This is a genomic window from Saccharopolyspora pogona (assembly GCF_014697215.1).
Lineage (GTDB): Bacteria > Actinomycetota > Actinomycetes > Mycobacteriales > Pseudonocardiaceae > Saccharopolyspora > Saccharopolyspora hattusasensis.
Map to the genome: position 1 here is coordinate 366,143 of NZ_CP031142.1, position 21,824 is coordinate 387,966.

A 21,824-nucleotide genomic window follows, 5' to 3' on the forward strand; every position below is an offset into this window, starting at 1 on the left:
GTCAGCCTGCCGCTGGGCTTCGGGCGGGACGCTGCTGGAACCGGCGGTGCTCGGTCTGGGCCTGGCGATCGCGGTGATGAGCTCGGGCGCGGTGCGCGCGGGCAAGCGCTGAGTCGAAGCCCTACCACCCGCCGCGCACTGCGACCACCGGATCGATCAGCGCCCACCGCTCACCGGAAAGTCGCTGAGGGCACCGATTTCGTCCGGCTCTCCCGGGCCCGGCTCCCGCCGTCGAACCGCCTTTCGGGTGGAATGGGCGGGATCGTCGCACCGGTGGCCGGGTCGGTCGCATTGGCCGGACAATGTGGTGACCTCGGCAAGGGGGTGGCCACGTGCATCTGGATCCCGAGCTGGCAGCAGCCCTGCCCGCGCTGCCCGACCTGCACATCCAGGACCTCGCTGGGGCCCGCGCCCGGATGCGGCAAATGGCTGCGGGCGTGGCGCAGCCCGACGAGGTCGTCATGACCGACCGCGCGGTGCCCGGTGTGGATGGTGGCTCCGTGCAGGTCAGGGTCTGCAAGCCGCCCGATGCCGCCGGCCCGCTTCCCGCTCTGCTCTTGTTGCACGGCGGTGGATTCGTGATGGGCGGGCTGGACGCGGTCACCGCGCAAGCCGCGGATCTGTGCACTCGGGTGCCTGCGGTCGTCGTGGCTGTCGACTACCGGCTGGCCCCGGAACATCCGTATCCGGCTGCCCTGCAGGACTGCGAGTCAGCGCTGCGCTGGATCGCCGCTGGAAGTGGAGCGCTCGGGGTCGACGCTGAGCGGATCGGCGTGTACGGGATGAGCGCCGGCGGCGGTCTCGCCGCCGCGCTCACCCTGCTCGTCCGCGACCGCGGCGGACCACCTCTGTGCTTCCAACTGCTCGATGCCCCCGAGGTCGACGACCGACTGGACACCACCTCGATGCGGACGTTCGACGACACTCCATTGTGGAATCAAGCCGACGCGGTGCTGAGCTGGCGATACTACCTGGAGGGCTGTGACGGGGCCGTTCCTCCTTACGCCGCACCGGCTCGCGCCAGCGATTTCTCCGGCCTTCCCCCGGCGTACGTGTCGGTTTACGAGAACGACCCGCTGCGCGATGAGGGGTTGGCCTACGCGTCCGGCCTGCTCGAGGACGGCGTATCGGTCGAGTTGCACCTGTTCCCCGGCACATTTCACCGGTCGGCCGTGGTCGCGAGCGCAGCCGTATCCCGACGCCAGGCCGCCGAAACCCTCGACGCGCTCCGGCGGGGTCTGAACCGTTAGGGAAACGTGTAAAAACGTTCACCGAGTCAGCGACTTGCGCCGCTGGCGTCGACGCGGGCTGGAGCAGCGAGAGCTGTACTCGCTCGAGTCAGACGAATGACGTCCTCAGACATTCAAGCTACTCCCATCAACCCGCATCGGCGGAATCGCCGCTGCTCATGAATGCTTCCTGCCTGAGAGGCACCCCCAGTCAGTGGTGATCCGGCCGTTGGGGCAGTACTCGAACTGAACTGAGGGCCTGCCTACTCCCACGCCGGGTTTGCGGGGGCGGCGGACTCCGGGGACTTGAGGAGGGCGTGGAACTCCGCTGCGGGCAGCGGGCGGGAGAACAGGAATCCTTGGCAGGCGTCGATGCCGAGGCTGTTCAGCAGCGCGTGCTGGGTGGTGTTCTCGACGCCTTCGGCGATGCAGGTGCGGTCCATCGCCCGGGCCAGTTCCACCACAGCACGCGCGATCCCGAGATCGGCCGGGTCCGATCCCATGCCGGAGACGAACCGCCGGTCGAGCTTGACGATCTGGGTCGGCAGGTCCTTGAGTCGAGCCAGCGAGGAATAGCCGGTGCCGAAGTCGTCCATGGCGAACCGGATTCCCGTCCGAGCGAGCTCCCGCATCGCCCTGCGCGGTTTCGCGGGCAGGTCCACGAACAGCGTTTCGACCATTTCCAGGACGACGCGGTCGGGGGCGATACCGCTGGCGGTGATCGCAGTGGAGACCTCGTCGCTGAAGTCCGTGGCGTCGGGACGGATTCCGGAGACGTTGACCGTGACGCCGATCGGCTGCTGCCAGGTGACCGCCTCCCGCAGGGCGGTGTGCAGCACCCAGCTGTCCAGGTCGTGCATAAGACCGCCGTTCTCGGCGACCGACAAGATCGTGTCCGGTGTGAGGAGTCCGCGGTCCGGATGCGGCCACCGCACGAGCGCTTCGGCCAAGATGATGGTTCCGTCCCTAGCTACGATCGGCTGGTAGTGCAGTTGCAGGCGATCGTGGCGCAGCGCGGCGCGGAGATCTTCTTCCAAGGTCAGCTGCGCGGTGGGAGTGCCTTGGCCCGTCCGCGCGCGTCCGCGGCCCCTCTTGGTGTTGAACATCGCCGCGTCGGCGTCGCGGATCATGTTCTGCGTCGTGGTGTGCTCCTCGGGCGTTGTCGCGCCGATGGAGGCGGTGACGCTGACCAGCCGACCCTGCAGCGGGACGACCGCGCGGAGCAGGTCGGCCGCCGTGTTGGTGAGTGCGTCGAGCCCGCCGCAGGCTTGCACGTTCGAGCAGATGATCAGGAACTCGTCCCCGTAGAGCCGCGCGGGCGTGCAGCACGCCGGGAGTTCGTTGCGCAGGCGGCGGGCGAGCGCTACGAGCAGTTCGTCGCCTGCATCGTGGCCTAGCGAGTCGTTGACGCGCTTGAAGTTGTCGATGTCACAGAACAGCACGGCTATCTGGTCGCTGCTGCTGTCGAGCATGGGGACGAGCAGTTCGTCGACGCCCTGCCGGTTGAGCAGCCCGGTCGTCGGGTCGTGCGTGGCCTGATGGTGCAGGACCTCGGCGCGGCGGATCTGCTCCGTGACGTCCTGGAACACGGCCAACCAGAACCGGTCCCCGTCGTCCTGCACCGAGGCCGCGCACCGCACGTGGCAGAACACCCGCTCACCATCTGCGCGGGTGAGAACCCGGTGCGACATCCTCTCGCCGCCCGCCCTCGCTGGGTGCGGGACCAACCCGGACCCCGCGTCGTCGGGGTGCATCAACTCGGACGCGGCTTTGCCATGCAACCGGTAGCCCAGCAGATCGCACAGCGCCGCGTTGGCGTCGAGGACCTGGTCGGACTCGTCGAGCAGAGCAATGCCCACCGGCGCGAGCTGGAACAGGTCGGTGAACCGCCGAGCCGACCGCTCGCGCTGCGTGCGTCCCTCGGACTCGTCCCGGGTCACCTTGATGAAGCCGGTCAAGCTGCCGTCCGGGGCCCGCTGCGCGGTGATCACGACGTGCGCCCAGAAGCGCGTGCCGTTCTTGCGTACGCGCCAGCCCCGGTCGATGAAGAAACCGTGCGCGGCAGCCTGGCTCAGCTCCCAGGACGGGAATCCCGCCTCGACCTGCTCGCGCGGGTAGAACCTCGAGAAGTGGCGCCCGATGATTTCCTCGCTGGAGAACCCCTTGATCCGCTGAGCACCCGCGTTCCAGCTGGTCACCAGGCCGTCGCGGTCGATGGCGAAGATGGCGCAATCCCTGAGGTCCGCGGCGACCTCGCCGATCAACCGCTCGGTGTCGATCTGCGCTTCCGACTGCCGGAACCCGTTGCTCGGCTCCCACCGACCACTCAAGCCACACGCAGCCTCTTCCTCGTGCGCGTTCACCGAATCTCCATTCGTTCTGTGGAGGACCAACCAACGTCACCCGGTCGACGAATCCGGCGGACGGGGCGACTCTGCTTGCAGCTCTTGGGCGTTATCAGCTCGCTTCGAGGGAAGGCGTCTCACGTTTCCAACCGTCTACTCGACGGTTGGCAATCGACGCTACCGGCCGTTCAGTTGACGCTGCAAGACGATCGCCGGTCTTCCGCAACACGGCATCGCACGCGTGCGGAGACGGCGTCTTCGAGCCCGTCCGCACCGACCGCAATGCTGCACCTCATCGACAACTCGCGAGTCTCTCAGCGCGGTCCTCCCGGGTGCCGCCTCCGTGGAGAATGCTGCACACCGCTGCAGAGAGCTGAATGGGTGGTGCTGTTCCGCCTGGAACCGCCCTGCCGCTCTACTTTGGACTCCCGGTCGGACGATCCGCTCGCGCTCGAAGTGCGGATCGGGGAATTCGCGAGATCGATGCAATTACTCCGGGCGGATCGCAGACGTGGGGTATTCATTCGCGCACTGGTTGTGAACGGAGGACGAGAGGGGGCAAGACTCTGTCGACGTTTCGTGCAGGAATGGGCCGGCAGCGCCTCTGGCGTATTGCGGCACACGAAGTCGTCGCGCTCCCAATGGTCGCATGTGACAATCGGTCCTCTGCCGTGGAATCACCCGTACCTGGCGTAACCATGCCTGCGCGCTCGACCCCGACGAGAGCGTCCAGCGCTACGAGGGCATCAACGCCGCAGTCGTGCAGTCGTGGTTGCCCAACGGTCCCGTCCCGCTGGCGGTCGGCTGAACCCGCGCGGCCGGGCTACCGTTCGGTCCGCAGCGGCGACTCCACGGTTGGGAGCTGGGGGAGATTCCCGCCGGACGGATGCCGCAGCGGCCGTTCGTGCTCGTCGGGTAGCAGTACCTGGCCGACCCGCAGCGCTCGGTCGGAAACGTGCATCCGGTGTGGAGCTACGCCCACGTGCCCCGCGGATACACCGGCGACGCGACCGAAGCGATCATCGCGCAGCTCGAGCGCTTCGCCTCCGGCTTCCGGGAGCGGATCGTCGGCACTGCCGTGCGCACCACGCACGATCTGGCCGAGTACAACCCGAACTACGTCGGCGGCAACGTCGTCACGGGGGCGAAGAACGTCCCCCAACTCGTGTTCGGACCCCGCACCACCTTCACCCCCTACGACGTCGGCGTGCCTGGGCACTTCCTGTGCTCGGCGGCCACACCTCCCGGCCCGGGCGCGCACGGCATGTGTGGCGCCCAAGCCGCGGCCCGAGCCTTGAAGTACCTGCGCGGGGGCGCACGCCGTCGTAGCGGAGCGTGACCGGAGTGATTTGTGCGGAATGCTGGCGATGCTTCGGTGGCAGGATCAGATCGGGTAGGCCAGCTGGCGCGCCGGGACCTGCTCGCCGACGCGCCGCGTTGAGCGGGTCTGGTGCTGCTACCAGGAACGGGGGCGGCGGGCCGCCTTGTTTTCCTTAATGCGTACCGCTTCCTTCCGGACGTCGGCCTGAGTGGCACGTTCCTGCTGGAGCCACTCCGGGTCTTCAGTCTTCAGCGCTTCGATCTGCTCAGTGGTGAGCGGGTCGGTGATGCCGCCACGTGTGAGACCGCCGATGGAGATGCGCAGCTTCGCCGCGACGACCTGCCGCGGGTGCGGGCCGTTGCGGCGCAGTTCCCGCAGCCACTCCGGCGGGTCGGCCTGCAGGGCGTTCAACTCGTCGCGCGAGACGACACCCTCCTGGAACTCCGCGGGGGTGGCTTCGAGGTACACGTTCAGCTTCCTCGCCGCGGTCGTGGGCTTCATCGTCTGGGAGGTCTTCTGCGACGTCATGCCCTCAAGGGTATCGACTGCGCGTGCGCTGCCTGCGGTCACGCCCGGTAATCTGGCCTCGTGACAGCCTCAGACGGATCTCCGTCGTTCACGCTCGCGTACATCCCGGGGGTGACACCCGGCAAGTGGGCGCGGATCTGGGACGAACGATCGCCAGAGGTTCCGCTGAACCTCGTCCAGGTGCCCGCCGCCGAAGCCGCTGGCGTGGTGCGCGACCGCGACGCCGACGCGGTCCTCCTCCGGTTCCCGACGGACCGGACGGGGCTGCACGCGATCCCCCTCTACACCGAGACGACGGTGGTCGTGGTCCCGAAGGACCACGTCGTGGCCGCGGCCGAAGAGGTGTCGCCCGACGACCTGGCCGACGACATCGTGCTGCACCCGCTCGACGACACCCTCGACTGGGAACAGCCGCCCGGGCGGCCGGCGATCGAGCGCCCGGCAACGACCGCGGCTGCCATCGAACTGGTGGCGGCCGGCGTGGGGCTGCTCGTCGTCCCGCAGTCGCTCGCCCGCCTGCACCACCGCAAGGACCTCACCTACCGGCCGCTCGCGGACGTCCCGCAGTCGAGCGTCGCGCTGGCGTGGCTGGAAGACGAGACCACCGACTTGATGGAGCAGTTCATCGGAATCGTCCGCGGGCGAACGGTCAACAGCACGCGCGGGCGCCCGCCGGCCCCGCCGAAGTCCAAGCGTCCCGCTGGCGACGCGAAGAACCCTGCCCCCCGCAAGCCGACCGGCGGGAACCGGCGTTCCGGCGCTCCCAAGGGCGGCAAGCGCGGGAAACCCCGCCGCCGCTCGTAGGGGCGTCAGGCGCTGCGGATCGTCAGTCCGCCGTCCATGGCCAGCACCGCGCCCGGGATGAACGACGCCGCCAGCCTCGGCAGCGTGCGCGACCTTAGCGAGCGGTACCAGTGACCCCGCCGGCCGTGAGTCTTATGGCAACCCAGAAGACTCACGGCCGGCGAACGGCACAGCAGGCGGCGTCGGGTTACACGCGGTCGGCGGCGATGAGCATGTACTGGAAGCTGCCGTTCTCGTACGCCTCGATGAACGCCTCCTCGATCCCCGTCACCAGGGGTGATTGGGCGCGCAGCCGCCAGTAGGGCAGGGTCGCCTCGGTCAGGTCCACCACGGCGGTGGGCACCAGCCGGTTCGCGGTCATCGCGCGGAAGTAGCCGGAGCGGGGGTGGATGTCGCAGATGTAGTGCGCGTTGATCGTGGAGACCGCGCGGGACGGCAGGCCGTAGACGTCGTTGTAGCAGCCGGTGATCGTCACGTACCGACCGCCGCGCGCCAGCAGCCGGGAGTGCTCGGCGAAGAGGTCGTTCAGGTCGGTGTACATCGTGGACTCGTTGTTCCAGATCGCCTGCATGCTGCCGGTTTCAAACCCGGTGTCGAGCATGTTCAGCTGGTGGAACGCGACCTTGTCGGCGACTTCGCGTTGCCGCGCTTGGGCATTTGCGAAGTCGACCTGCTTGCGCGAGATCGAGATGCCGTCCACCGCGCAGCCGAACCGTTCGTGGGCCAGGAAACTGGAGCCGCCGCGTCCGCACCCGGCGTCCATGATCCGCTGCCCCGGCGAGACCTTCCCCAGGTGGTCCAGCAGGAATTCGGCTTGCTGGCCTTCCAGGCGGTGCAGTTCCCGGGTGAGGCGTTCGCGGATGGTTCCGGGGTCGCCTTCGGTGACCGACCAGTCGGGCTCGCCGATGCCGTAGTGGTGGTGGAAGTAGCCGCTGACCTCGCCGAGTTCGAGGTTGACCGGGTTGGCCTCCTGGTTCCAGTAGTTCGCGATGCTGCCTTGGTAAACGCTGGCGGCGGGGGTGGTCCGGTAGGTCGTCTCGGTCATCGTCGGTGCTTCCCTTCGTCAGGTGTGCCGTGCGGTGGTGAAGTGCCAGTGGCGGCTTCCCGCGAGCCATGACCACAGTCCGGTCAGGTAGCGGGCGACTGCCGGGTCCGGGAGCGCGGCCGCGGCGCGCTCGGTGTCCTCCTCGAACGCACGGATCAGCTCGTTGTGGATGTCGCAGGACTTGATGAACGCCTCGTCGAGCGGGATGTGCTCTTCCGCGGCGATCACGGCCGGCAGGTTGAATGGCAGGCCGTGATCGCGGATCTCCCGCTCGCAGCCGGCCAGGTCGTTGTAGAGGGTGGCGATCAGCGATGCCCGCGCGATGCAGTCCTGCACCAGGGGGTGGGTGAACAGCTCCGCCGGGATTTCGTAGCCGTCGAGGACGTCGGTGAGGTCGAGGCAGGGGCGGAACGAGTTCATCTGCCGGTTGGCGAGGTACTGCCAGACGGGCGGCAGCCGGTTGATCGTGCGCCACCCGTTCTCGGCGTTGTAGCCCAGGTAGAGCTGGGCGATGTCGTGGCGGACGCGTTGGGCCTGCGCCGGGCTGCTGATCTGCTTGAGGTCGTCGAACGCCTTGTGCTGGGCGCGCAGCACCGGGTGGTTGTCGCGGCGCTTTTCCCACAACGCCTGGTAGGTGGGGGTCAGGCGCGGCGCGTCGATCGCGGACTGCGTCAGCGAGAGGTTCGGCCCGATCGACTGGTCGTTGGCATCGCGGCGGCTGTTGGTTTCGCAGAAGTAGTCGTCCACCGCCGTTTCGGCCACGATCATCTTCGCCGCGGCCGTCATGCGCTCGACGTCCTCGCTTCCCGGGTGGCACAACGTGATGCCACGTCCCGGATCGTGCTTGTGGACGCCGGCGATGTTCTCCTCGCTGCCCAGGCCGACCTCGATGAGCCACGCGACGGAGCGGTGGTTGATCTCCGCCGCGATCTCTGGGCGTTCGGGTGGTGGCGGCGGACAGTGCAGGACGGCCGTCTTCCGCTGCCGTCCCGGTGCAACGCACGCGCTCGTTCCCTGGACGCCCCCGGTGTGCGGTTGCTGGAAGGGGACGAGGGCTTCGTGCTCGACGAGTTCGATCATCAGGACTCCCGGCCGATTTCCACGTGCTCCAGCAGCCCGACCGCATCCGGGACCAGGGCAGCGACGCTGTAGTAAGCGGTCACCAGGTAGCGCAGGATGGCCTGGTCGCTGATGCCCATGAAACGGACGTTCAAACCGGGCTGCGTTTCATCCGGCAGCGCGGCCGGCCGCAGGCCCACGACGCCCTGCCGGTCTTCACCGCGCCGCATGGCGATGATCGCTGTGGTGTTGTGGTCGCTGATGCCGATCTTGCCCAGCGGGAAGACCGGGACGCCGCGCCAGGACAGGGCCTTCGACCCGTCTTCGAGCGTGGTCGCATCCACCGCCAGCCCGCGCCGGTTGCACTCCCGCAGGAACCCCGTGATCGCCTTCGGGTGCGCGAAGAACGCGTCCGTCGACCGGCGCATCGACAGCAGGTCGTCCATGTCGTCGGGTGTCGGCGGGCCGGTGCGGGTGGAGATGCGCTGGTCGTAGGCGGTGTTGTGCAGCAGCCCGAAATCCGGGTTGTGCAGCAGCTCGCGCTCCTGGGTCTCGCGGATCTCCTCCACCGTGAGCCGGACCTGTTCCTCGACCTGGTTCATCGGGTCGTTGTAGAGGTCGGCGACGCGGGTGTGGATCCGCAGGATCGTCTGGGTCAGCGACAGCTCGTATTCGCGCGGCGAAAGCTCGTAGTCGACGAAGGTCCCCGGGACCAGCGCTTCGCCTTCGTGGCCCGCGGAGAGCGCGATTTCGGCTTCGCCCCTGCGGTTCTGCGGCAGCGCGCGACGCCGGGCGAAGCCCTCCAAGTGCGTGCGCAGGCCCTCCTCGCCGTCGAGGAGTTCGAGCAGGGAGTCCCAGTTCAGGACCATGATCGTGCCCGCGGTGGAGCACCGCAGCGTCGCCGACCACATGGGTTCTTCGACGCCGACGGCTTCGTCACCGACCTGGTCCCCGTCGGTGATCACCCCGAGGCGGTCGACGGTGCCGTACTCGCCGGTCGCGAGGCGCTCGACCCGGCCGTGCGCGACGACGAACACTTCCCGGACCGGCTGGCCTTCTTCCGCCAGCACCTCTCCCGGCGTGACCTGGCGGACCGTGAACAAGCCCGCGAGGCGTTCCAGGACGCCGGTGTCGCGGTAGCCCCGCAGCGCGGAGAGCTCCGTGAGCGTGTGCGGGATGATGCGGACGTCGGCGCCTTCCTGGAGGAAGGACACGCGACCTCGGCCGACCTTGATCTGCAAGCGCCGGTTCACCCGGTACGTGCCGCTGGAGACGGTGATCCACGGGAGCCGTTTGAGCAGGTTCCGGGAGCTGATGGACTGCATTTGCGGCGGCGTCTTCGTCGTGGTTGCGAGCAGCCGCGCCGCTTGGGTTTGCAGGGACAAGAACGGTTCGGCATCGGGTGACGACACGTCACGAACCTCCGGATTGGGTGCATGTCGAGGCGCCTGCCGGTTGCGGGCGCGCTCGACGACGAATTCTTGCTCTCTTTTCGCGAATTCTGGATCTGTTGCTGTGCAGGAGAAGTCGGATCAGCTGGCGTGGCTTCGTACTGCGCGGTCGTGAAGTGGTTCCTCACCTGATGCTCTGGGATGTGAACTGGATCCGGTGCACGAGTCTATGAGGCTGTTTGCCCGCGTCAATACGGCTAAAAGGGTGGTCGGCATGTGGTCGGTGATGGTTCACGGAAACGAATTGGACGGCTTGTTCCCTGCTCTTATTTCGAGAATTCTGAAATTAATGTCGTGCAGGGGATTTCCGGTCAGCCGGCGTGATCTGCCGCTGCGTGATCAGATGTGTTGCAGATCATCTTGCTCGAGTTGGATGGTGTGCCGGGCGGAGTTCCGCACTGCGATCGCGGACTTCGTCACCGGCCTGCGCTCCGGGGTTGTGAGCGATTGCGTCGGCCGTCGTCGTGCCTCCGGGAAGCTGGAGCGACCCGGGCACCGGGAGCCAGTTGGTTTCACACCGGAGCGCATCGGGTACGAACTGGGCCGTCCAAGGGGCACGCCGGGGGGGCCGCCTGGCTGCCGCTGGTCGAAGCAGCCACGGAGGTAGCAATGCGCCACACCAACCTCGCCGCGGAGTCCGCCGAGTACCTCCAAGCCCGCGAAGACCTACGCCAGGCCGAGGTCGAGCTGATGCGCCACCGCGAACGGGTCGCCGAGCTGCGGCGCGGACTACCGCTCGGCCCCGTCGTCGACGACTACACGTTCGAGGAGGGACCCGCGGACCTCGACGCCGGTGACACCCCGACCCGGAAGGTGCGGCTGAGCGAACTGTTCACCGCACCCGGTCGGGACCTCGTCATCTACCACCTCATGTACGGGAAGCAGCAGGTCCGGCCGTGCCCGATGTGCACGATGTGGATCGACGGGCTCAACGGAGTCGCCCAGCACCTCGAGCAGAACGTCGACTTCGCCGTCGCCGCCGCGGCCGACCTGCCCGCGCTGCGGCAACACGCCAGGAACCGGGGGTGGACGAACGTGCGACTGCTCAGCGCGGGTTCGGGCGCGTTCAAGTACAACCTCGCCAGTGAGGACGCCGAAGGCAACCAGGATTCGACGGTGTCGGTCTTCGCGCGCGACGACAGCGGCGCGGTGCGCCACGTCTACACGACGCACCCGCGGATGTCCGAAGAGATCGACCAACGAGGCATCGACCTGCTCAGCCCGGTCTGGCACGTCCTCGACCTCACTCCGAAGGGCCGGGGCGAGTGGTTCGCATCGCTCGACTACCTGCCGTAAGTGTCGCGGCCGTGCGGGAGCTCGCCGCGCAGCGACGAACCCGCGCGTTGCCGTTGATGGGAAATCAGCGCACCGGCGGAGGCCAGTTGGTCATCGCCTTGGGGCGCGGGGGCGCGTAGGTGCGGACCTTCGAGGTGGTCAGGCCCAGGCGCACGAGGGACTCCGCGATCGTCACGGCCGCGGTCACGCCGTCGACGACCGGGACCCCGGTGCGTTCGACCACGCGCTCGGTGAGTCCCGACATGCCGCCGCAGCCCAGGCAGATGACCTCGGCCCGGTCGTCCCGCACCGCGCGGGCCGCTTCTTCGGCAATGGCGTCCACGGCGGCCTGCGGGTCGCGTTCAAGGTCCAGCACGGGCATGCCACTGGCGCGGACCGACGCGCACCGGGCGCTGAGGCCGGCGACGTGCAGCCGTTCCTCGATCAGCGGGACCGTGCGGTCCAGGCTCGTCACCACCGAGTAGGTGCGGCCGAGGAACTGGGCGGTGCTCGCGGCCGCCTCGGTGATGTCGACGACCGGGACGTCGAACAGCTCCTGCAGGCCTTCCCTGCCGTGCTCGCCGTACCCGGCCTGGATGATGGCGTCGAACGGTCCCGGGTAGACCTTGACCGTTTCCATGACGGCGATCGCCGCGAGGTAGCTCTCGTAGTTGCCCTCGACGGATTCCGCACCGAAGATCGGCGTCAGCGGGACGATCTCGGTGCCGGGAGATGCCGCACCGGCCGCCTGCTCGCCGATGGATTCGGTGATGGACGCGGTGGTGTTGACGTTCACGACCAGAATGCGCATTGCTCAACTCTCTTGGAAAGCCCAGGGTTCGTGTGGGTGCCGGCCGGCCCGCGGCGGTGACCACCGCGGGCCGGTCCGGCGGTCTTACTCGGCGGCGACGGCGATCGCCTCGCCGTCCACGTCGGCCGCGTCTGGCTTGCGGTCCCCGATCACGGCGTAGATGACTGCTCCGAGGATCGCCCCGATGAACCACGAGAATCCGGCGACAGCGCTGAAGATGGGTGTCAGAGCCATGATGACGGCGATCGCGGCAGCCGGCACGAACGCCATGATGGCCTTGGGGTTGTACCCGCGCCGGTAGTGGTAGTCGCCGTTCTCGTCCTCGGTGTAGAGGTCCGGGACGTTCACGCGGGTCCTGCGCAGCAGCCAGTAGTCGGCCATGATGACGCCGAAGAGCGGGCCGAGCAGCGCACCGAGGCCGCCGAGGAAGTAGTTCACCACCACCGGGCTGTTGTAGAGGTTCCAGGGCAGGATGACGAGGCCGATGATGGCGCTCACGAGGGCTGCCCGTCGGAAGTTCAGGCGCTGCGGGAAGAGGTTCACGAGCACGTAGATCGGCGCCACGAAGTTGGCGAGCAGGTTCACCGCGATCGTCAGGGCGATGAGCGAGAGCGAGGCGATCGCCAGCAGGAGCATGTTGGGGATCGTCTGGACGATGTCGGTCGGGCTGGTGATGATCTTCCCGTCCAGCTTGAACTGCGCGCCGCTGAGGACGATGACGACGCCGGCGAAGAAGAGCATGTTGACCGGGATCCCGATCAGGTTGCCGCGGACGATCGACTGGCGGCTCTTGGCCGAGCGCGTGAAGTCGCAGAAGTTCAGCACGAACGTCCCGTAGATGACCACCCAGAGGGCGGCGCCCTGCAGAATCTGCAGCCACATCGCGCCACCGGTGAGCGGGTGCGTCGTGGACCAGGAGATCGAGCCGTCCGCGCGGATGAACATCCAGACCGCCAGCGCGCACATCGTGATGAGGGTGGTCGGCGCGGCGACCGCCATGTACTTGCGGATCACGTGCATGCCGTAGCTGACGATCAGGACCTGGATGACCCAGAGCGAGAGGAAGGTGATCCAGCCGAGCGTCGACAGCCCCAGCGCGTGCGTCTGCTCCAGCGCCTGCAGCGAGGGGAACATGGCCACCAGGAGGGTGTTCAGCACGGCGGACGCGAGGTAGGTCTGGATGCCGAACCAGGCGATGGCGACCAGACCGCGAACGGCGGCCGGGATCTGCGCGCCCTTCGTTCCGAAGGCGATGCGGCTCATGACGGGGAACGGCACGCCCGCCTTGTGCCCCATGTAGCCGGACAGCGTCAGCAGCAGGAACAGGAACACCGAGGCCAGGGCGAAGGCCAGCAGGATTCCCCATGCGCTCAGTCCCAGCGCGAAAAGGCCGATCGCGAACGCGTAGTTCCCGAGGCTGTGCACATCGTTGGCCCAGAGCGTGAAGACGTTGTAGGCGCCCCAGCGGCGCCCTTCCTTCTTCGTCGGGGCGAGGTCGTAGCTGTACAGGCGGGAACTGGTTCCGGCGGCGTCCACAGCGGGTTGTTTCTCCGTGGCAGTCATCGGGCTGCCTCCCAAGCTTTCACTCTGCAACTGTCGGCTTCCTTGTGATGTGGGGAGTGCCCGCTGCGCCGGTCGGATCCGGGTGCCGGGCAAACGGTCCGGCCGCTTAGCCGAGGGACGATGTGATCGCGGCGGGGGTGTGGCCGACGACGTTGGAGAGTTCCTCGAATCCGACGGTGCTGGCGTCCTCGCCGGGGCGGGCCGGCATCCTTCCATTCGCTTGGGGGGCGACGTGGAACGGGCTGATCGCGATCCGCGGGGAGCCGGTGGCCGAGCCCTCCGGTTGGAGCTGTTTCACGGCCGGTGGTGCAGCGCTCGTTCGCGGCATGGGGTTCTCCAGTGAACCAGAAGCGAGCATTGCCGAAAAGCGACTCGCATAGTTTCCATAATATGGAAGTATACGTTTAAGATACGGAAACGATAGGCTGCCTTATCGGCTCCGTCAAGGGGTGGTTCTGCAAGAGGAGGACGCCGAGTGCCGAGTTGCTCGGTGAGCGCCCTCCATGGTGCATCCGACCGGGTTGGGGCGAGGCCGGGAGGCTCGCCCCAACCCGGCGTTCGGGATTCTTTCCGGAGGATTTCGGCGATCTTGGCGTGGCCGTCGTTCTCGGGGTGCTGGGGATCATCGTCCCGTCTCGGCGGCCGGCCCCCGTGAAGTCGGGGACCGGCCGGGTGTTGCCGCGAGTGCCTCGCGCGATCCGCCGCTCGCCCGGAACTAGGCACACGGTTCCGCCGCGGTCACTCGGTCACTCGGTCACGCGGTCGGGGCGCCGGGGACGCGGCGCTGGCCGCCATTGCGCCGCTGCCACTCCTTGTGGACGTCGACGGCGGCTTCGTGGGGCTCGTAGCGCATCGGCAGCCGGCGCTCATCCCAGCTCTTGGCGAACGATCCCGCTGACCCCGCATCTGCCCGCGCGCACCGTGAGCATCCTGCGCCGCGAGAACGCCTACCTCAGCGCGGCCGCCGAAGCGTTCATCGAACTGGCCCAACGCTGGGAAGCAAACCGTTCACGAAACGTGTGAAAGCGTGTCGTGAGCCGACGCCTTGCGGTGTCGGCGTTGGCCCGCGCTGTTCGGTGCGGGTCTTCCCGTGGCGATATCACCCCGAGCACCGCCGCAGCAGGTGGTGGTCGTGAATGGTGTCCTTGCCGTCCAGCTCCATGACCCCGGCCATGTGTTCTTCCGCGTTGAAGCGCAGCTTGTCGGTGGTTCGAGGTCGCCGTCCGTTCGTGGGCTTACTCGCGTCGAGCAGTGCGTCGCGTCGTTGCCCGGTCCTGGCTGCAGGATCACTGCCCCGGGAAATGGGTGTCGGCCCGGATGGCGGCCAGGCGGGTGACCAGGGATATCCTCTGAACGTATCCACCAGGACACGTTGCGTGACCTTCGTGCATCCAGGGCGCTCCTCGGGAGAGGAGCAGCCATGGCGCCCAACGGCCCACAGCAGCCCGGAATCCCCGCGGGGCGGACCGGGGTGCAGCCCACGGGGCAGATCCCCCGGCGAACAGCCGATTGGTTCGTGCTGGTCATCGCGCTCGCAGCGATCGTGGCGGGACTCGTCCTCGGGCACGCCCTCCTCGTCGCGGGCGGCCTCGTCCTAGCGGCCTCCATCCGGCACCTCCTCCGGTAGGAAACTCCCACGACGAAGTGGGTCAAACACTGACCGCGGACCTGCTCGAACTGAAGCGGGTCGCAGACCAAGCGCCCGACCCCGTCGCGACCGCGTTGCACCACGGCCAAGAAAGCACCCGCGACAGCCCGGACGAGAGCCGCCGCATCGCCCGCCGGCTGCGGCCGGTGTCCTGAAGGAGCTCAAGCTCGTCGCCGAAGGTCACTCGTCGAGGGAAATCGCCGACATGCTCGTCATCAACACCAAGACGGTCGAGCGGCACCGGGCCAACCTGTTGCAGAAGGCCGGGCTCCGGGACCGCCTCGAACTCACCCGCTACGCCATCCGAACCGGGCTCATCGAGTCGTAGCTGCCCCGCGTCGGGCGAATCGCGGCGGTGGGTGGTCGACCACCCACCGCCGCGATTCCCCAGGCCGGCGTTCTGGTCCTCACCGAGGGCGGGAGATCGCGGTGAGGACGAGTCCGTCGCGGAGCATCCAGCGCCCGTGGAACTCGGCGCGCGGCCCGAACGCCTCCGCCGTCACGAGCAACCGGGCCCGGAACGCGCCCGTGTCCGGGTCGATGTCGATCGAGGCGTCCTCGAACCCCAGCCATTGCTGCGTCACCGGGAACCAGGTCTTGTAGACGGATTCCTTGGCACTGAAGAGGATTCTGTCCCAGCAGACCTCCTCCCAGGTGTCTGCGAGGTCCTTGAGCCGGACGAGTTCTTCCGGGCGGGCTATGGCGTCCAAGACCCCGTCGGGCAGCGGTCCGGCGGGTTCGGCATCGATGCCGAGGGCCAGGAAGTCGGACTGGTGGGCCACCACGGCCGCCCGGTAACCGTCGCAGTGGGTCATGCTGCCGACGACGCCGTCGGGCCAGATCGGTGCCCCGCGCTCGCCAGTCAGCAGCGGTGCCGGTGGAAACCCCAGCGAACCCAGCGCCTTCCGCGCGCACCCGCGCGTGGTGGTGAACTCGTTGCGGCGCTTGGGCACGGCTCTGGCCACCAGCGCGAGCTCCTCGGGAAACAGCGGGGAAGCGCTGTCGTCGGAGAAGGTCTCCTCGGTCACCACCCCGGGCGCCAGGATCTCCTCGATCACCGCACGACCCCCGCGGTCTCGGGGGACAGGACCTGCCGCAGCAGGCCGTGCGGGTGGCCGTGCCGGCGCCATTCCCTGGGATAGCCGATGGAGACCTCGTGGAACGGAACTCCGTCGTGGTGTGTTATCCGGGGGATGTGCAGGTGCCCGTACACCACGCAACGGGCGCGGAACCGCAAGTGCCAGTCGGCGGTGCGCTCGGTGCCGCACCACTGGGCGAACTCCGGGTGGTAGAGCACGTCCGTCGGCGTCCGGACCAGCGGGTAGTGGTTGACCAGCACGGTCGGCAGATCGTCGTCGAGCGCGGTGAGTCGGGCCTCGGTCTCGGTGATGCGGGCGTGGCACCACGCTTCCCGGCTGGGGTGCGGGTCGGGGTGCAGCAGGAACTCGTCGCTGCACACCACTCCTGCGTTGTAAGCCACGCGCAGGGCCTCGTCCTTGTTCCGCGTGCCAGACGGCCGGAACGTGTAGTCGTAGAGCAGGAAGAGCGGCACGATCCGTACCGGCCCGCCGATGCCGCGCCAGATCGGGTACGGGTCCTCCGGGGTCAGCACGCCCAGCTTCCGGCAGCTCTCCACCAGCAGGCGGTAGCGCTCCTCACCACGGGCCTTGACCCGGTCTTTTTCGTGGGTCCACAGCTCGTGGTTGCCGGGGACCCAGACGACCTGGGCGAACCGCTGGCTGAGCAGGTCGAGGGTGCCTTCGATCTCCGCGACGCGTTCGGCCACGTCGCCCGCCACGATCAGCCAGTCGGAGTCCGTCGTCGGCCGGAGGCGGTCCACGACGGACTTGTTCTCGGCGTACCCGACGTGCAGGTCGCTCACCGCGAGCAGCCGGCCGGTGGTTTCGTCAGACATCCGTGCTGCCAACTCCATACGTGATCCTTCGGTTGTGCGGGAAACTAGCGCATAGGATAGGCAAATGGCAGCTTGAGATCTGGGCTCCAGGTGTCTTCTCGTCGAGGGATGACTCTAGTTCTTCCGTTTGGGGATGTGAAGAACCGGGCGAGCTTGGTGCGTGCCTGTTCGTCTGGCGCTTGGGATCGGTCCTGCTGCGGATCTACCGGGTCCCCTGTGGAGGATTTCCGCAATTTCCATTGAAATCGAAGGTTCGATTTCAATGGAAATTGCGGTCCCGGGCGAGCCGGTCCCGGCCGTCCCGGGCGAGGAGTCGGTGATCGGGCTGGTAAGCGCGGCGGCCCCGATGTCGTCGTTGAACGTCCTCAATGGACGTTGTTGGGGTCGGAGTCGCGCGTTTGGGTCTTGACGGAGTAAACATTCAGCCGGTGCACTGTGTGTAGTGCCAGCGGTGCTGGCGTAGCGGTCTGTGACTGCTGGGACTGGTGTGGTTTCTGTGTCGGCGTGTCGCTGGCTGATCTTCTGGTTCGGAACTGCTGTGATGCTGGGGTGCCTGTGCCCGAGGAGATGACCCGTGACGAGTTGATCGAGCTCGTGGGTGAGCAGGGCGCGCGGATCACGGCGCTGAGCGAGCAGATTGCGGTGCGAGACCGGCAGATCACAGTGATGGCCACGCAGATGGCCGAGTTGGCGGAGGTCAACGAGACGCTGGGCGAGAGACTGGCGAAGCTGGAGCATGTGCTGTCCCGGAACAGCAAGAATTCGTCATCTGCTCCGTCCAAAGACGACGGCCCGGGCAGGACACCGCCTCCGGCGAAGGCGAAACGCGGCGGCGCGTCGAAGCGGAAGGGCAAGCAGCCCGGGACACCGGGCGCGAACCTGGCCTGGACCGATTCCCCGGGAGATCACAAGGACCGGTTTCCCCGGGGCGTATGCGAGTGCGGCACTGACCTGGCCGGGGCACGGGATCTGGGGGTGGTGGATCGCTACCAGCAGCACGAGATCCCCCCGGTGTCGGTGAAGATCACCCAGTACGACCAGCACGCGGTGCGCTGCGGCTGCGGCAGGGTGCACACCGCTGCCCGCCCGGAAGGCGCCCGTCCCGGGCCGGTGGGCTACGGCCCGAACCTGCAGGCTTTCGCTGTGTATCTCATGGTTGTGCACTTCATTCCCGTACACCGCTGCGTCGAGCTGTTGGCATCGCTGACCGGCGCCGCGCCCAGCGTGGGTTTCGTGCACGGCATGCTTACCCGCGCTGCGGGCGTGTTGACCGAGGTCGACACGCGGATCCGCACGCTGATCACCCTGGCCTACGCTGTCTGCTGCGACGAAACCCCGCTGCGAGTGGGGCCGCGTACACCCAAACCGGGCAAGAAGAAAGCCGAGAAGTACCTGCTGGTCGCCTGCACCGAACTGTTCACCCACTACCTGCTCGGTGACCGGGACCTCGCCACGTTCAAGGCGTTCGTGATCCAGGATCTTGCCGGCTCGGTGATCGTGCACGACCGCTACCAAAACTACGACTCCGCCGAACTGGGCGAGCTGACCCACCAACTGTGTTGCGCTCACCTGGGTCGTGATCTCGATGGTGCCGGCGAGGTCTATCCCGATGCGCACTGGCCCACCCAGATCGCCGGCGCACTGCGCGGGCTGATCCACGAAGCCAACCTCGCCCGCGCCACCGGCCGGGACGCGATCGAGCAGACCATCAAAGACGAGCTGATCAAGCGGTTCCGGGACGGTGTTCGGGTCGGGCTGTCCGACACCACCGGTCACGGAAACCGGCCCGGTGAGCGCAAGGCCCGGCTACTGCTGGAAGTCCTGCGCGACCGCGAGCCCGACGTGCTGCGCTTCGCCCACGACCTGAAGATTCCGCCCACCTCCAACCAAGCCGAACGCGACCTACGGCCCGCCAAGGTGCAACAGAACATCTCCGGGCGGCTGACCAGCGAGAAACGCACCAAAGACCGCTACCGAATCCGCGGATACCTCTCCACCGCCAGCAAGCACGGCCGCAACATGATCGAAGCCCTCCGCGAGGCCATCCGCGGACACCCCTGGATGCCACCGGACCCCACCCCAACCTGACCCGCGCCAACCCCGACCGGCACCAAACCCATCGGGCGATCACGCCATGCCATCACCCAGACCACTCACGGCAATCCAACTGAATGTTTACTTGACGGATTGGGCGGCCCGTCGTCGAGTCCCGGCCCCAATGTTCTTCTTTTGATTAATATTTTCAGTATTGAATGAATTCAACCTGATGTGCGAGGCCCTTGGACTCTTTCTCCGCACGCGTTGGAGACGGACCGTGCGGTTCAGGCCTTCCATGAAGCAGGGACCAACCGAGGGTGTGATCGAAGTGTCCAAGTACCTGGTGCGGGCGACCTACACCGCCGAGGGTGTCAGGGGCCTGCAGAAGAAAGGCGGCACGGCCCGGGTGGAGGCGGTGCGAAACGCGGTCGCCAAGCTTGGTGGCGAGGTCGAGTCGTTCTACTTCGCCTTCGGCGACTACGACACCTACGTCGTCGTCGACCTGCCGGACAACGCCTCGGCGGCGTCGCTCGGCCTAGCGGTCAGCGGCTCCGGCGGCGCACGCACGGGAACGGTAGTCCTGCTGACGCCTGCCGAGGTGGACGAGGCGGTGTCGAAGGAGTTCGACTACCGAGCACCGGGCGACTGACGCCGGAGGTCGGTGCACCGAGGACTCCAGCTTCTGGCGGCCCGGATGCGGGAAGGCGTGGGCGGGCGACATCCGGACCGCTTCCGTGAACCGTTGACAAGCCTTGGAGCACGCGACAGGTGACGGCCCCGGGGTGCGGGGCGCTGCTTTCACCGCGGTGTTCGTGGTTCCGGGTACCGGAACTCGGGCGGAGCGGGTCAGGCGGCCCTCGCCACCGACGAGTTCGCGCGACGGCGAGGCGAGGACGCCCTCGAACCGCGACGGCGAGGCGACGACACTCTCGAACTGTTCCTCATGCGACGCGCCTGCCCGCGTCACCCGAATCCCGTGGCTACCCGCGGAGTTTGAGGCGGGCGTTGGGGAGTTCGGGGGCGGGCAGGGTTTCGCGCCACTGGTCGGGGAACGGCCCGTACTGGGTCTTCTCGTCGCTGTCCTGGTGTTCGCGTTCGTGCTGCCACTGCGCGCGGAACGCGGCGACCTCCTCGTGGCTGCGTCCGATGAAGTTCCACCACATCACGATCTGCTCGCCGAGCGGTTGCCCGCCGAGCAGCAGGACGCGCACGTCCCGGTCCGCCGCCACCAGGTCCAGGTGTTCCGCACCGGTCTGCTGGTAGACGAGCTGCCCTTCGGTCGCGTCGGCACCGGCGGCGGTCACCTCGCCAGTGTCGACGAGCACCCCGTGCTCGAACTCGGTAGCGACGTCCAGCCGCAACGACTGGCCCGCGCGCAGTGTGATCTCCGCCCCGAGCAGCGGCGTGTAGGTCTGCACGGGAGAGGTGTGGCCGAGCAGGCCGCCCAGGAAGACGAGCACGCGGGCGCCGTCCACGTCCAGTGCCGGCGGTGCGTAGCTCTCGAAGTCGGGGGCGACGAAGCGGTGCTGTTCGGGCAGCGCCACCCACAGCTGCGCTCCGTGCAGCACCGTCGTGTTCTGCGTCGAGTGCTCGGAGTGGGCGATGCCGGAGCCCGCGGTCATCAGGTTCAGCTCGCCGGGCCGGACGAAGGCGTGGCTGCCGACGGTGTCGCGGTGCTCGATTTCGCCGCTGAAGAGCCACGACACCGTCTGCAAGCCGGTGTGCGGGTGTCCGTCGACGCGCATGCCGCCGGGCGAGGAGACCTCGTCGGGCCCGTAGTGGTCGACGAAGCACCAGGCTCCGATCAGCGACTGCGCCCGCTGCGGCAGCGTGCGGCGCACCGTCATCGCACGTGGACCGCCGAGGGGGACCATCCGCGGCTCCAGAACCCGTCCGCGCACGGTTGGGGTCTCGCCGCTGTTCTCGCAGGTCAGCTCGGCGGGTGCGGTTTCGAGGTTGCTCATCGGAGCCTCCACCCCTGTTGCGGTTTCACGTAGACGTTTATACGCCGGGGCCGCGGGCATAATGGCGGCGTGATCGAAGGGGAGGACGAGATGGGCACTGGGCAGATCGTGCGGAACGCGGTCGAACGCCACCGCTACGAGATCAGCGTCGATGGCGAGCTCGCGGGGTTCACCGAGTACGTCGACCGCGACGGGCAGCGGGTGTTCTACCACACCGAGATCGACGACCGGTTCGCCGGACGCGGGCTGGCCACCGCGCTGATCTCCGATGCGTTGAGCGACACCCGCACCGAGGGCAAGCGGATCGTCCCGGTCTGCCCGTTCGTTGCGAAGTACCTCAGGAAGCACGACGACTTCGCCGACATCGCAGATCCGGTGACGGGGGAGGTGCTGGCCGAGATCCGCGCGCTGCACCAGCGGCAGGGCTGAGCGCCGCCATCCGGACAGGGTGTTACGGATCGCCCGCAGCCTCGCGAGACCGGTTCCGGTTCACCGGGGCTCTGCCGTCTTCTGGGGAAAGGTGGGTCCCGCCCGTGCTCGTTCCGGCTCGAACGACCGGGTTGGTAGGCCACCGCAGGCGCTTTCCTGTCCTCTGGCGGATTCGGCCTTTCTGGCGCCGCCGACACGCATCGCGTGATCACTTCGGGAGGAGCACGATGGAACCCTGCCGGGCCGCATGCCGTTTTCCGCCCGATCGCCGGAGAAGGGCGCGGTCGGATTTCGCATCTCGTGGCGCCGGGAAGTGCTTTAGCACGCGGAATCAGCAGTCGTGATCGGACGACGCCAGACCGGTAGTCGAAGTTGGCCGAAGCGCGAGTCGAGGGCGTTG

Annotated in this window: 22 protein-coding genes; 10 read left to right on the forward strand and 12 right to left on the reverse strand. The window is 67.7% G+C overall.

Translation table 11 applies throughout. The features are described from left to right. Positions 1-332: 332 nt before the first annotated feature. Positions 333-1,250, forward strand: coding sequence for an alpha/beta hydrolase (locus tag DL519_RS01085; RefSeq protein ID WP_190812500.1), 918 nt, complete (start codon positions 333-335; stop codon positions 1,248-1,250). A gap of 242 nt (positions 1,251-1,492) precedes the next feature. On the opposite strand, the gene DL519_RS01090 is transcribed toward DL519_RS01085, so the two are convergent. Next, positions 1,493-3,592, reverse strand: a complete 2,100-nt coding sequence (locus DL519_RS01090; protein WP_223838316.1) for a putative bifunctional diguanylate cyclase/phosphodiesterase — start codon at positions 3,590-3,592, stop codon at positions 1,493-1,495. A 946-nt stretch (positions 3,593-4,538) separates the two neighbouring features. Between DL519_RS01090 and DL519_RS01095 the strand changes: the two genes are divergently transcribed. Next, positions 4,539-4,913, forward strand: coding sequence for a hypothetical protein (locus DL519_RS01095; RefSeq protein WP_317891338.1), 375 nt, complete (start codon positions 4,539-4,541; stop codon positions 4,911-4,913). Positions 4,914-5,030: 117 nt separating this feature from the next. Here the strand turns inward: DL519_RS01095 and DL519_RS01100 are convergent, their stop codons facing one another. Then, positions 5,031-5,423 (reverse strand): DUF5997 family protein, encoded by a 393-nt coding sequence (locus DL519_RS01100; protein WP_190823672.1) that lies wholly within the window; start codon positions 5,421-5,423, stop codon positions 5,031-5,033. Between the two features lie 60 nt (positions 5,424-5,483). Between DL519_RS01100 and DL519_RS01105 the strand changes: the two genes are divergently transcribed. Continuing rightward, the gene (locus DL519_RS01105) at positions 5,484-6,227 is read left to right on the forward strand and encodes a LysR family transcriptional regulator substrate-binding protein (protein WP_190812501.1); all 744 of its coding nucleotides are present in this window, start codon (positions 5,484-5,486) and stop codon (positions 6,225-6,227) included. Between the two features lie 187 nt (positions 6,228-6,414). Here DL519_RS01105 and DL519_RS01110 read toward each other — a convergent pair whose 3' ends face one another. From DL519_RS01110 to DL519_RS01120, 3 genes are read right to left on the reverse strand one after another with little or no spacing between them, the layout of a single operon-like run. Further along, a complete protein-coding gene (locus DL519_RS01110) occupies positions 6,415-7,272 on the reverse strand; it encodes a geranyl diphosphate 2-C-methyltransferase (protein ID WP_190812502.1) in 858 nt (285 codons plus the stop codon). Between the two features lie 18 nt (positions 7,273-7,290). Further along, positions 7,291-8,352, reverse strand: a complete 1,062-nt coding sequence (locus DL519_RS01115) for a family 2 encapsulin nanocompartment cargo protein terpene cyclase (RefSeq protein WP_190812503.1) — start codon at positions 8,350-8,352, stop codon at positions 7,291-7,293. Then, positions 8,352-9,743, reverse strand: a complete 1,392-nt coding sequence (locus DL519_RS01120) for a family 2B encapsulin nanocompartment shell protein (RefSeq protein ID WP_263399546.1) — start codon at positions 9,741-9,743, stop codon at positions 8,352-8,354. The genes DL519_RS01115 and DL519_RS01120 overlap by 1 nt, the downstream gene beginning before the upstream one ends. A gap of 648 nt (positions 9,744-10,391) precedes the next feature. Here DL519_RS01120 and DL519_RS01125 point away from each other — a divergent pair. Beyond that, positions 10,392-11,078 (forward strand): DUF899 family protein, encoded by a 687-nt coding sequence (locus DL519_RS01125; RefSeq protein ID WP_190812504.1) that lies wholly within the window; start codon positions 10,392-10,394, stop codon positions 11,076-11,078. A gap of 64 nt (positions 11,079-11,142) precedes the next feature. Here DL519_RS01125 and DL519_RS01130 read toward each other — a convergent pair whose 3' ends face one another. The 4 genes from DL519_RS01130 to DL519_RS01155 form a co-directional block, all read right to left on the reverse strand. Beyond that, positions 11,143-11,868, reverse strand: a complete 726-nt coding sequence (locus DL519_RS01130; RefSeq protein WP_190812505.1) for an aspartate/glutamate racemase family protein — start codon at positions 11,866-11,868, stop codon at positions 11,143-11,145. A gap of 84 nt (positions 11,869-11,952) precedes the next feature. Further along, positions 11,953-13,431, reverse strand: a complete 1,479-nt coding sequence (locus DL519_RS01135; protein WP_190812506.1) for an NCS1 family nucleobase:cation symporter-1 — start codon at positions 13,429-13,431, stop codon at positions 11,953-11,955. Between the two features lie 106 nt (positions 13,432-13,537). Continuing rightward, a complete protein-coding gene (locus DL519_RS01140) occupies positions 13,538-13,759 on the reverse strand; it encodes a hypothetical protein (RefSeq protein WP_190812507.1) in 222 nt (73 codons plus the stop codon). Between the two features lie 771 nt (positions 13,760-14,530). Further along, the gene (locus DL519_RS01155) at positions 14,531-14,794 is read right to left on the reverse strand and encodes a hypothetical protein (protein WP_190812508.1); all 264 of its coding nucleotides are present in this window, start codon (positions 14,792-14,794) and stop codon (positions 14,531-14,533) included. A 57-nt stretch (positions 14,795-14,851) separates the two neighbouring features. Here DL519_RS01155 and DL519_RS01160 point away from each other — a divergent pair, with 57 nt between their 5' ends. The 3 genes from DL519_RS01160 to DL519_RS01170 are packed head-to-tail and all read left to right on the forward strand — an operon-like array spanning position 14,852 to position 15,407. Then, complete coding sequence (locus DL519_RS01160) at positions 14,852-15,058, forward strand: hypothetical protein (RefSeq protein ID WP_190824590.1); 207 nt, start codon at positions 14,852-14,854, stop codon at positions 15,056-15,058. A 17-nt stretch (positions 15,059-15,075) separates the two neighbouring features. Beyond that, a complete protein-coding gene (locus tag DL519_RS01165) occupies positions 15,076-15,234 on the forward strand; it encodes a histidine kinase (RefSeq protein WP_223838317.1) in 159 nt (52 codons plus the stop codon). A gap of 50 nt (positions 15,235-15,284) precedes the next feature. After that, positions 15,285-15,407 carry a LuxR C-terminal-related transcriptional regulator gene (locus tag DL519_RS01170; protein ID WP_263399547.1) on the forward strand — a complete coding sequence of 41 codons (123 nt, stop codon included), beginning with the start codon at positions 15,285-15,287 and terminating at the stop codon, positions 15,405-15,407. Between the two features lie 79 nt (positions 15,408-15,486). On the opposite strand, the gene DL519_RS01175 is transcribed toward DL519_RS01170, so the two are convergent. Continuing rightward, a complete protein-coding gene (locus DL519_RS01175; RefSeq protein ID WP_190812509.1) occupies positions 15,487-16,137 on the reverse strand; it encodes a 4'-phosphopantetheinyl transferase family protein in 651 nt (216 codons plus the stop codon). Further along, positions 16,134-16,994 carry a metallophosphoesterase family protein gene (locus DL519_RS01180; RefSeq protein ID WP_223838318.1) on the reverse strand — a complete coding sequence of 287 codons (861 nt, stop codon included), beginning with the start codon at positions 16,992-16,994 and terminating at the stop codon, positions 16,134-16,136. The genes DL519_RS01175 and DL519_RS01180 overlap by 4 nt, the downstream gene beginning before the upstream one ends. Before the next feature lie 549 nt (positions 16,995-17,543). On the opposite strand from DL519_RS01180, the gene tnpC reads away from it, so the two are divergent. Both tnpC and DL519_RS01190 read left to right on the forward strand, forming a co-directional pair. Beyond that, entirely contained in the window at positions 17,544-19,082 is a 1,539-nt protein-coding gene (tnpC, locus tag DL519_RS01185; RefSeq protein WP_190812511.1) for an IS66 family transposase, read from the forward strand. 244 nt (positions 19,083-19,326) lie between these two features. Further along, entirely contained in the window at positions 19,327-19,680 is a 354-nt protein-coding gene (locus tag DL519_RS01190) for a GYD domain-containing protein (RefSeq protein ID WP_190812512.1), read from the forward strand. 331 nt (positions 19,681-20,011) lie between these two features. Here DL519_RS01190 and DL519_RS01195 read toward each other — a convergent pair whose 3' ends face one another. Further along, on the reverse strand, positions 20,012-20,995 hold the full coding sequence (locus DL519_RS01195) for a pirin family protein (RefSeq protein ID WP_190812513.1): 984 nt from the start codon (positions 20,993-20,995) through the stop codon (positions 20,012-20,014). A gap of 90 nt (positions 20,996-21,085) precedes the next feature. On the opposite strand from DL519_RS01195, the gene DL519_RS01200 reads away from it, so the two are divergent. Further along, positions 21,086-21,424 (forward strand): GNAT family N-acetyltransferase, encoded by a 339-nt coding sequence (locus tag DL519_RS01200; RefSeq protein WP_190812514.1) that lies wholly within the window; start codon positions 21,086-21,088, stop codon positions 21,422-21,424. Positions 21,425-21,824: the final 400 nt, after the last annotated feature.

Bases quoted from the DNA above. Each gene is read 5' to 3' on its own strand.
- DL519_RS01180 (WP_223838318.1), bottom strand. From the start codon at position 16,994: ATGTCTGACGAAACCACCGGCCGGCTGCTCGCGGTGAGCGACCTGCAC.
- DL519_RS01100 (WP_190823672.1), bottom strand. From the start codon at position 5,423: ATGACGTCGCAGAAGACCTCCCAGACGATGAAGCCCACGACCGCGGCG.
- DL519_RS01160 (WP_190824590.1), top strand. From the start codon at position 14,852: ATGGCGCCCAACGGCCCACAGCAGCCCGGAATCCCCGCGGGGCGGACC.
- DL519_RS01170 (WP_263399547.1), top strand. From the start codon at position 15,285: ATGCTCGTCATCAACACCAAGACGGTCGAGCGGCACCGGGCCAACCTG.
- DL519_RS01195 (WP_190812513.1), bottom strand. From the start codon at position 20,995: ATGAGCAACCTCGAAACCGCACCCGCCGAGCTGACCTGCGAGAACAGC.
- DL519_RS01190 (WP_190812512.1), top strand. From the start codon at position 19,327: ATGAAGCAGGGACCAACCGAGGGTGTGATCGAAGTGTCCAAGTACCTG.
- DL519_RS01200 (WP_190812514.1), top strand. From the start codon at position 21,086: ATGGGCACTGGGCAGATCGTGCGGAACGCGGTCGAACGCCACCGCTAC.
- DL519_RS01130 (WP_190812505.1), bottom strand. From the start codon at position 11,868: ATGCGCATTCTGGTCGTGAACGTCAACACCACCGCGTCCATCACCGAA.
- DL519_RS01140 (WP_190812507.1), bottom strand. From the start codon at position 13,759: ATGCCGCGAACGAGCGCTGCACCACCGGCCGTGAAACAGCTCCAACCG.
- DL519_RS01110 (WP_190812502.1), bottom strand. From the start codon at position 7,272: ATGACCGAGACGACCTACCGGACCACCCCCGCCGCCAGCGTTTACCAA.
- DL519_RS01125 (WP_190812504.1), top strand. From the start codon at position 10,392: ATGCGCCACACCAACCTCGCCGCGGAGTCCGCCGAGTACCTCCAAGCC.
- DL519_RS01135 (WP_190812506.1), bottom strand. From the start codon at position 13,431: ATGACTGCCACGGAGAAACAACCCGCTGTGGACGCCGCCGGAACCAGT.
- DL519_RS01115 (WP_190812503.1), bottom strand. From the start codon at position 8,352: ATGATCGAACTCGTCGAGCACGAAGCCCTCGTCCCCTTCCAGCAACCG.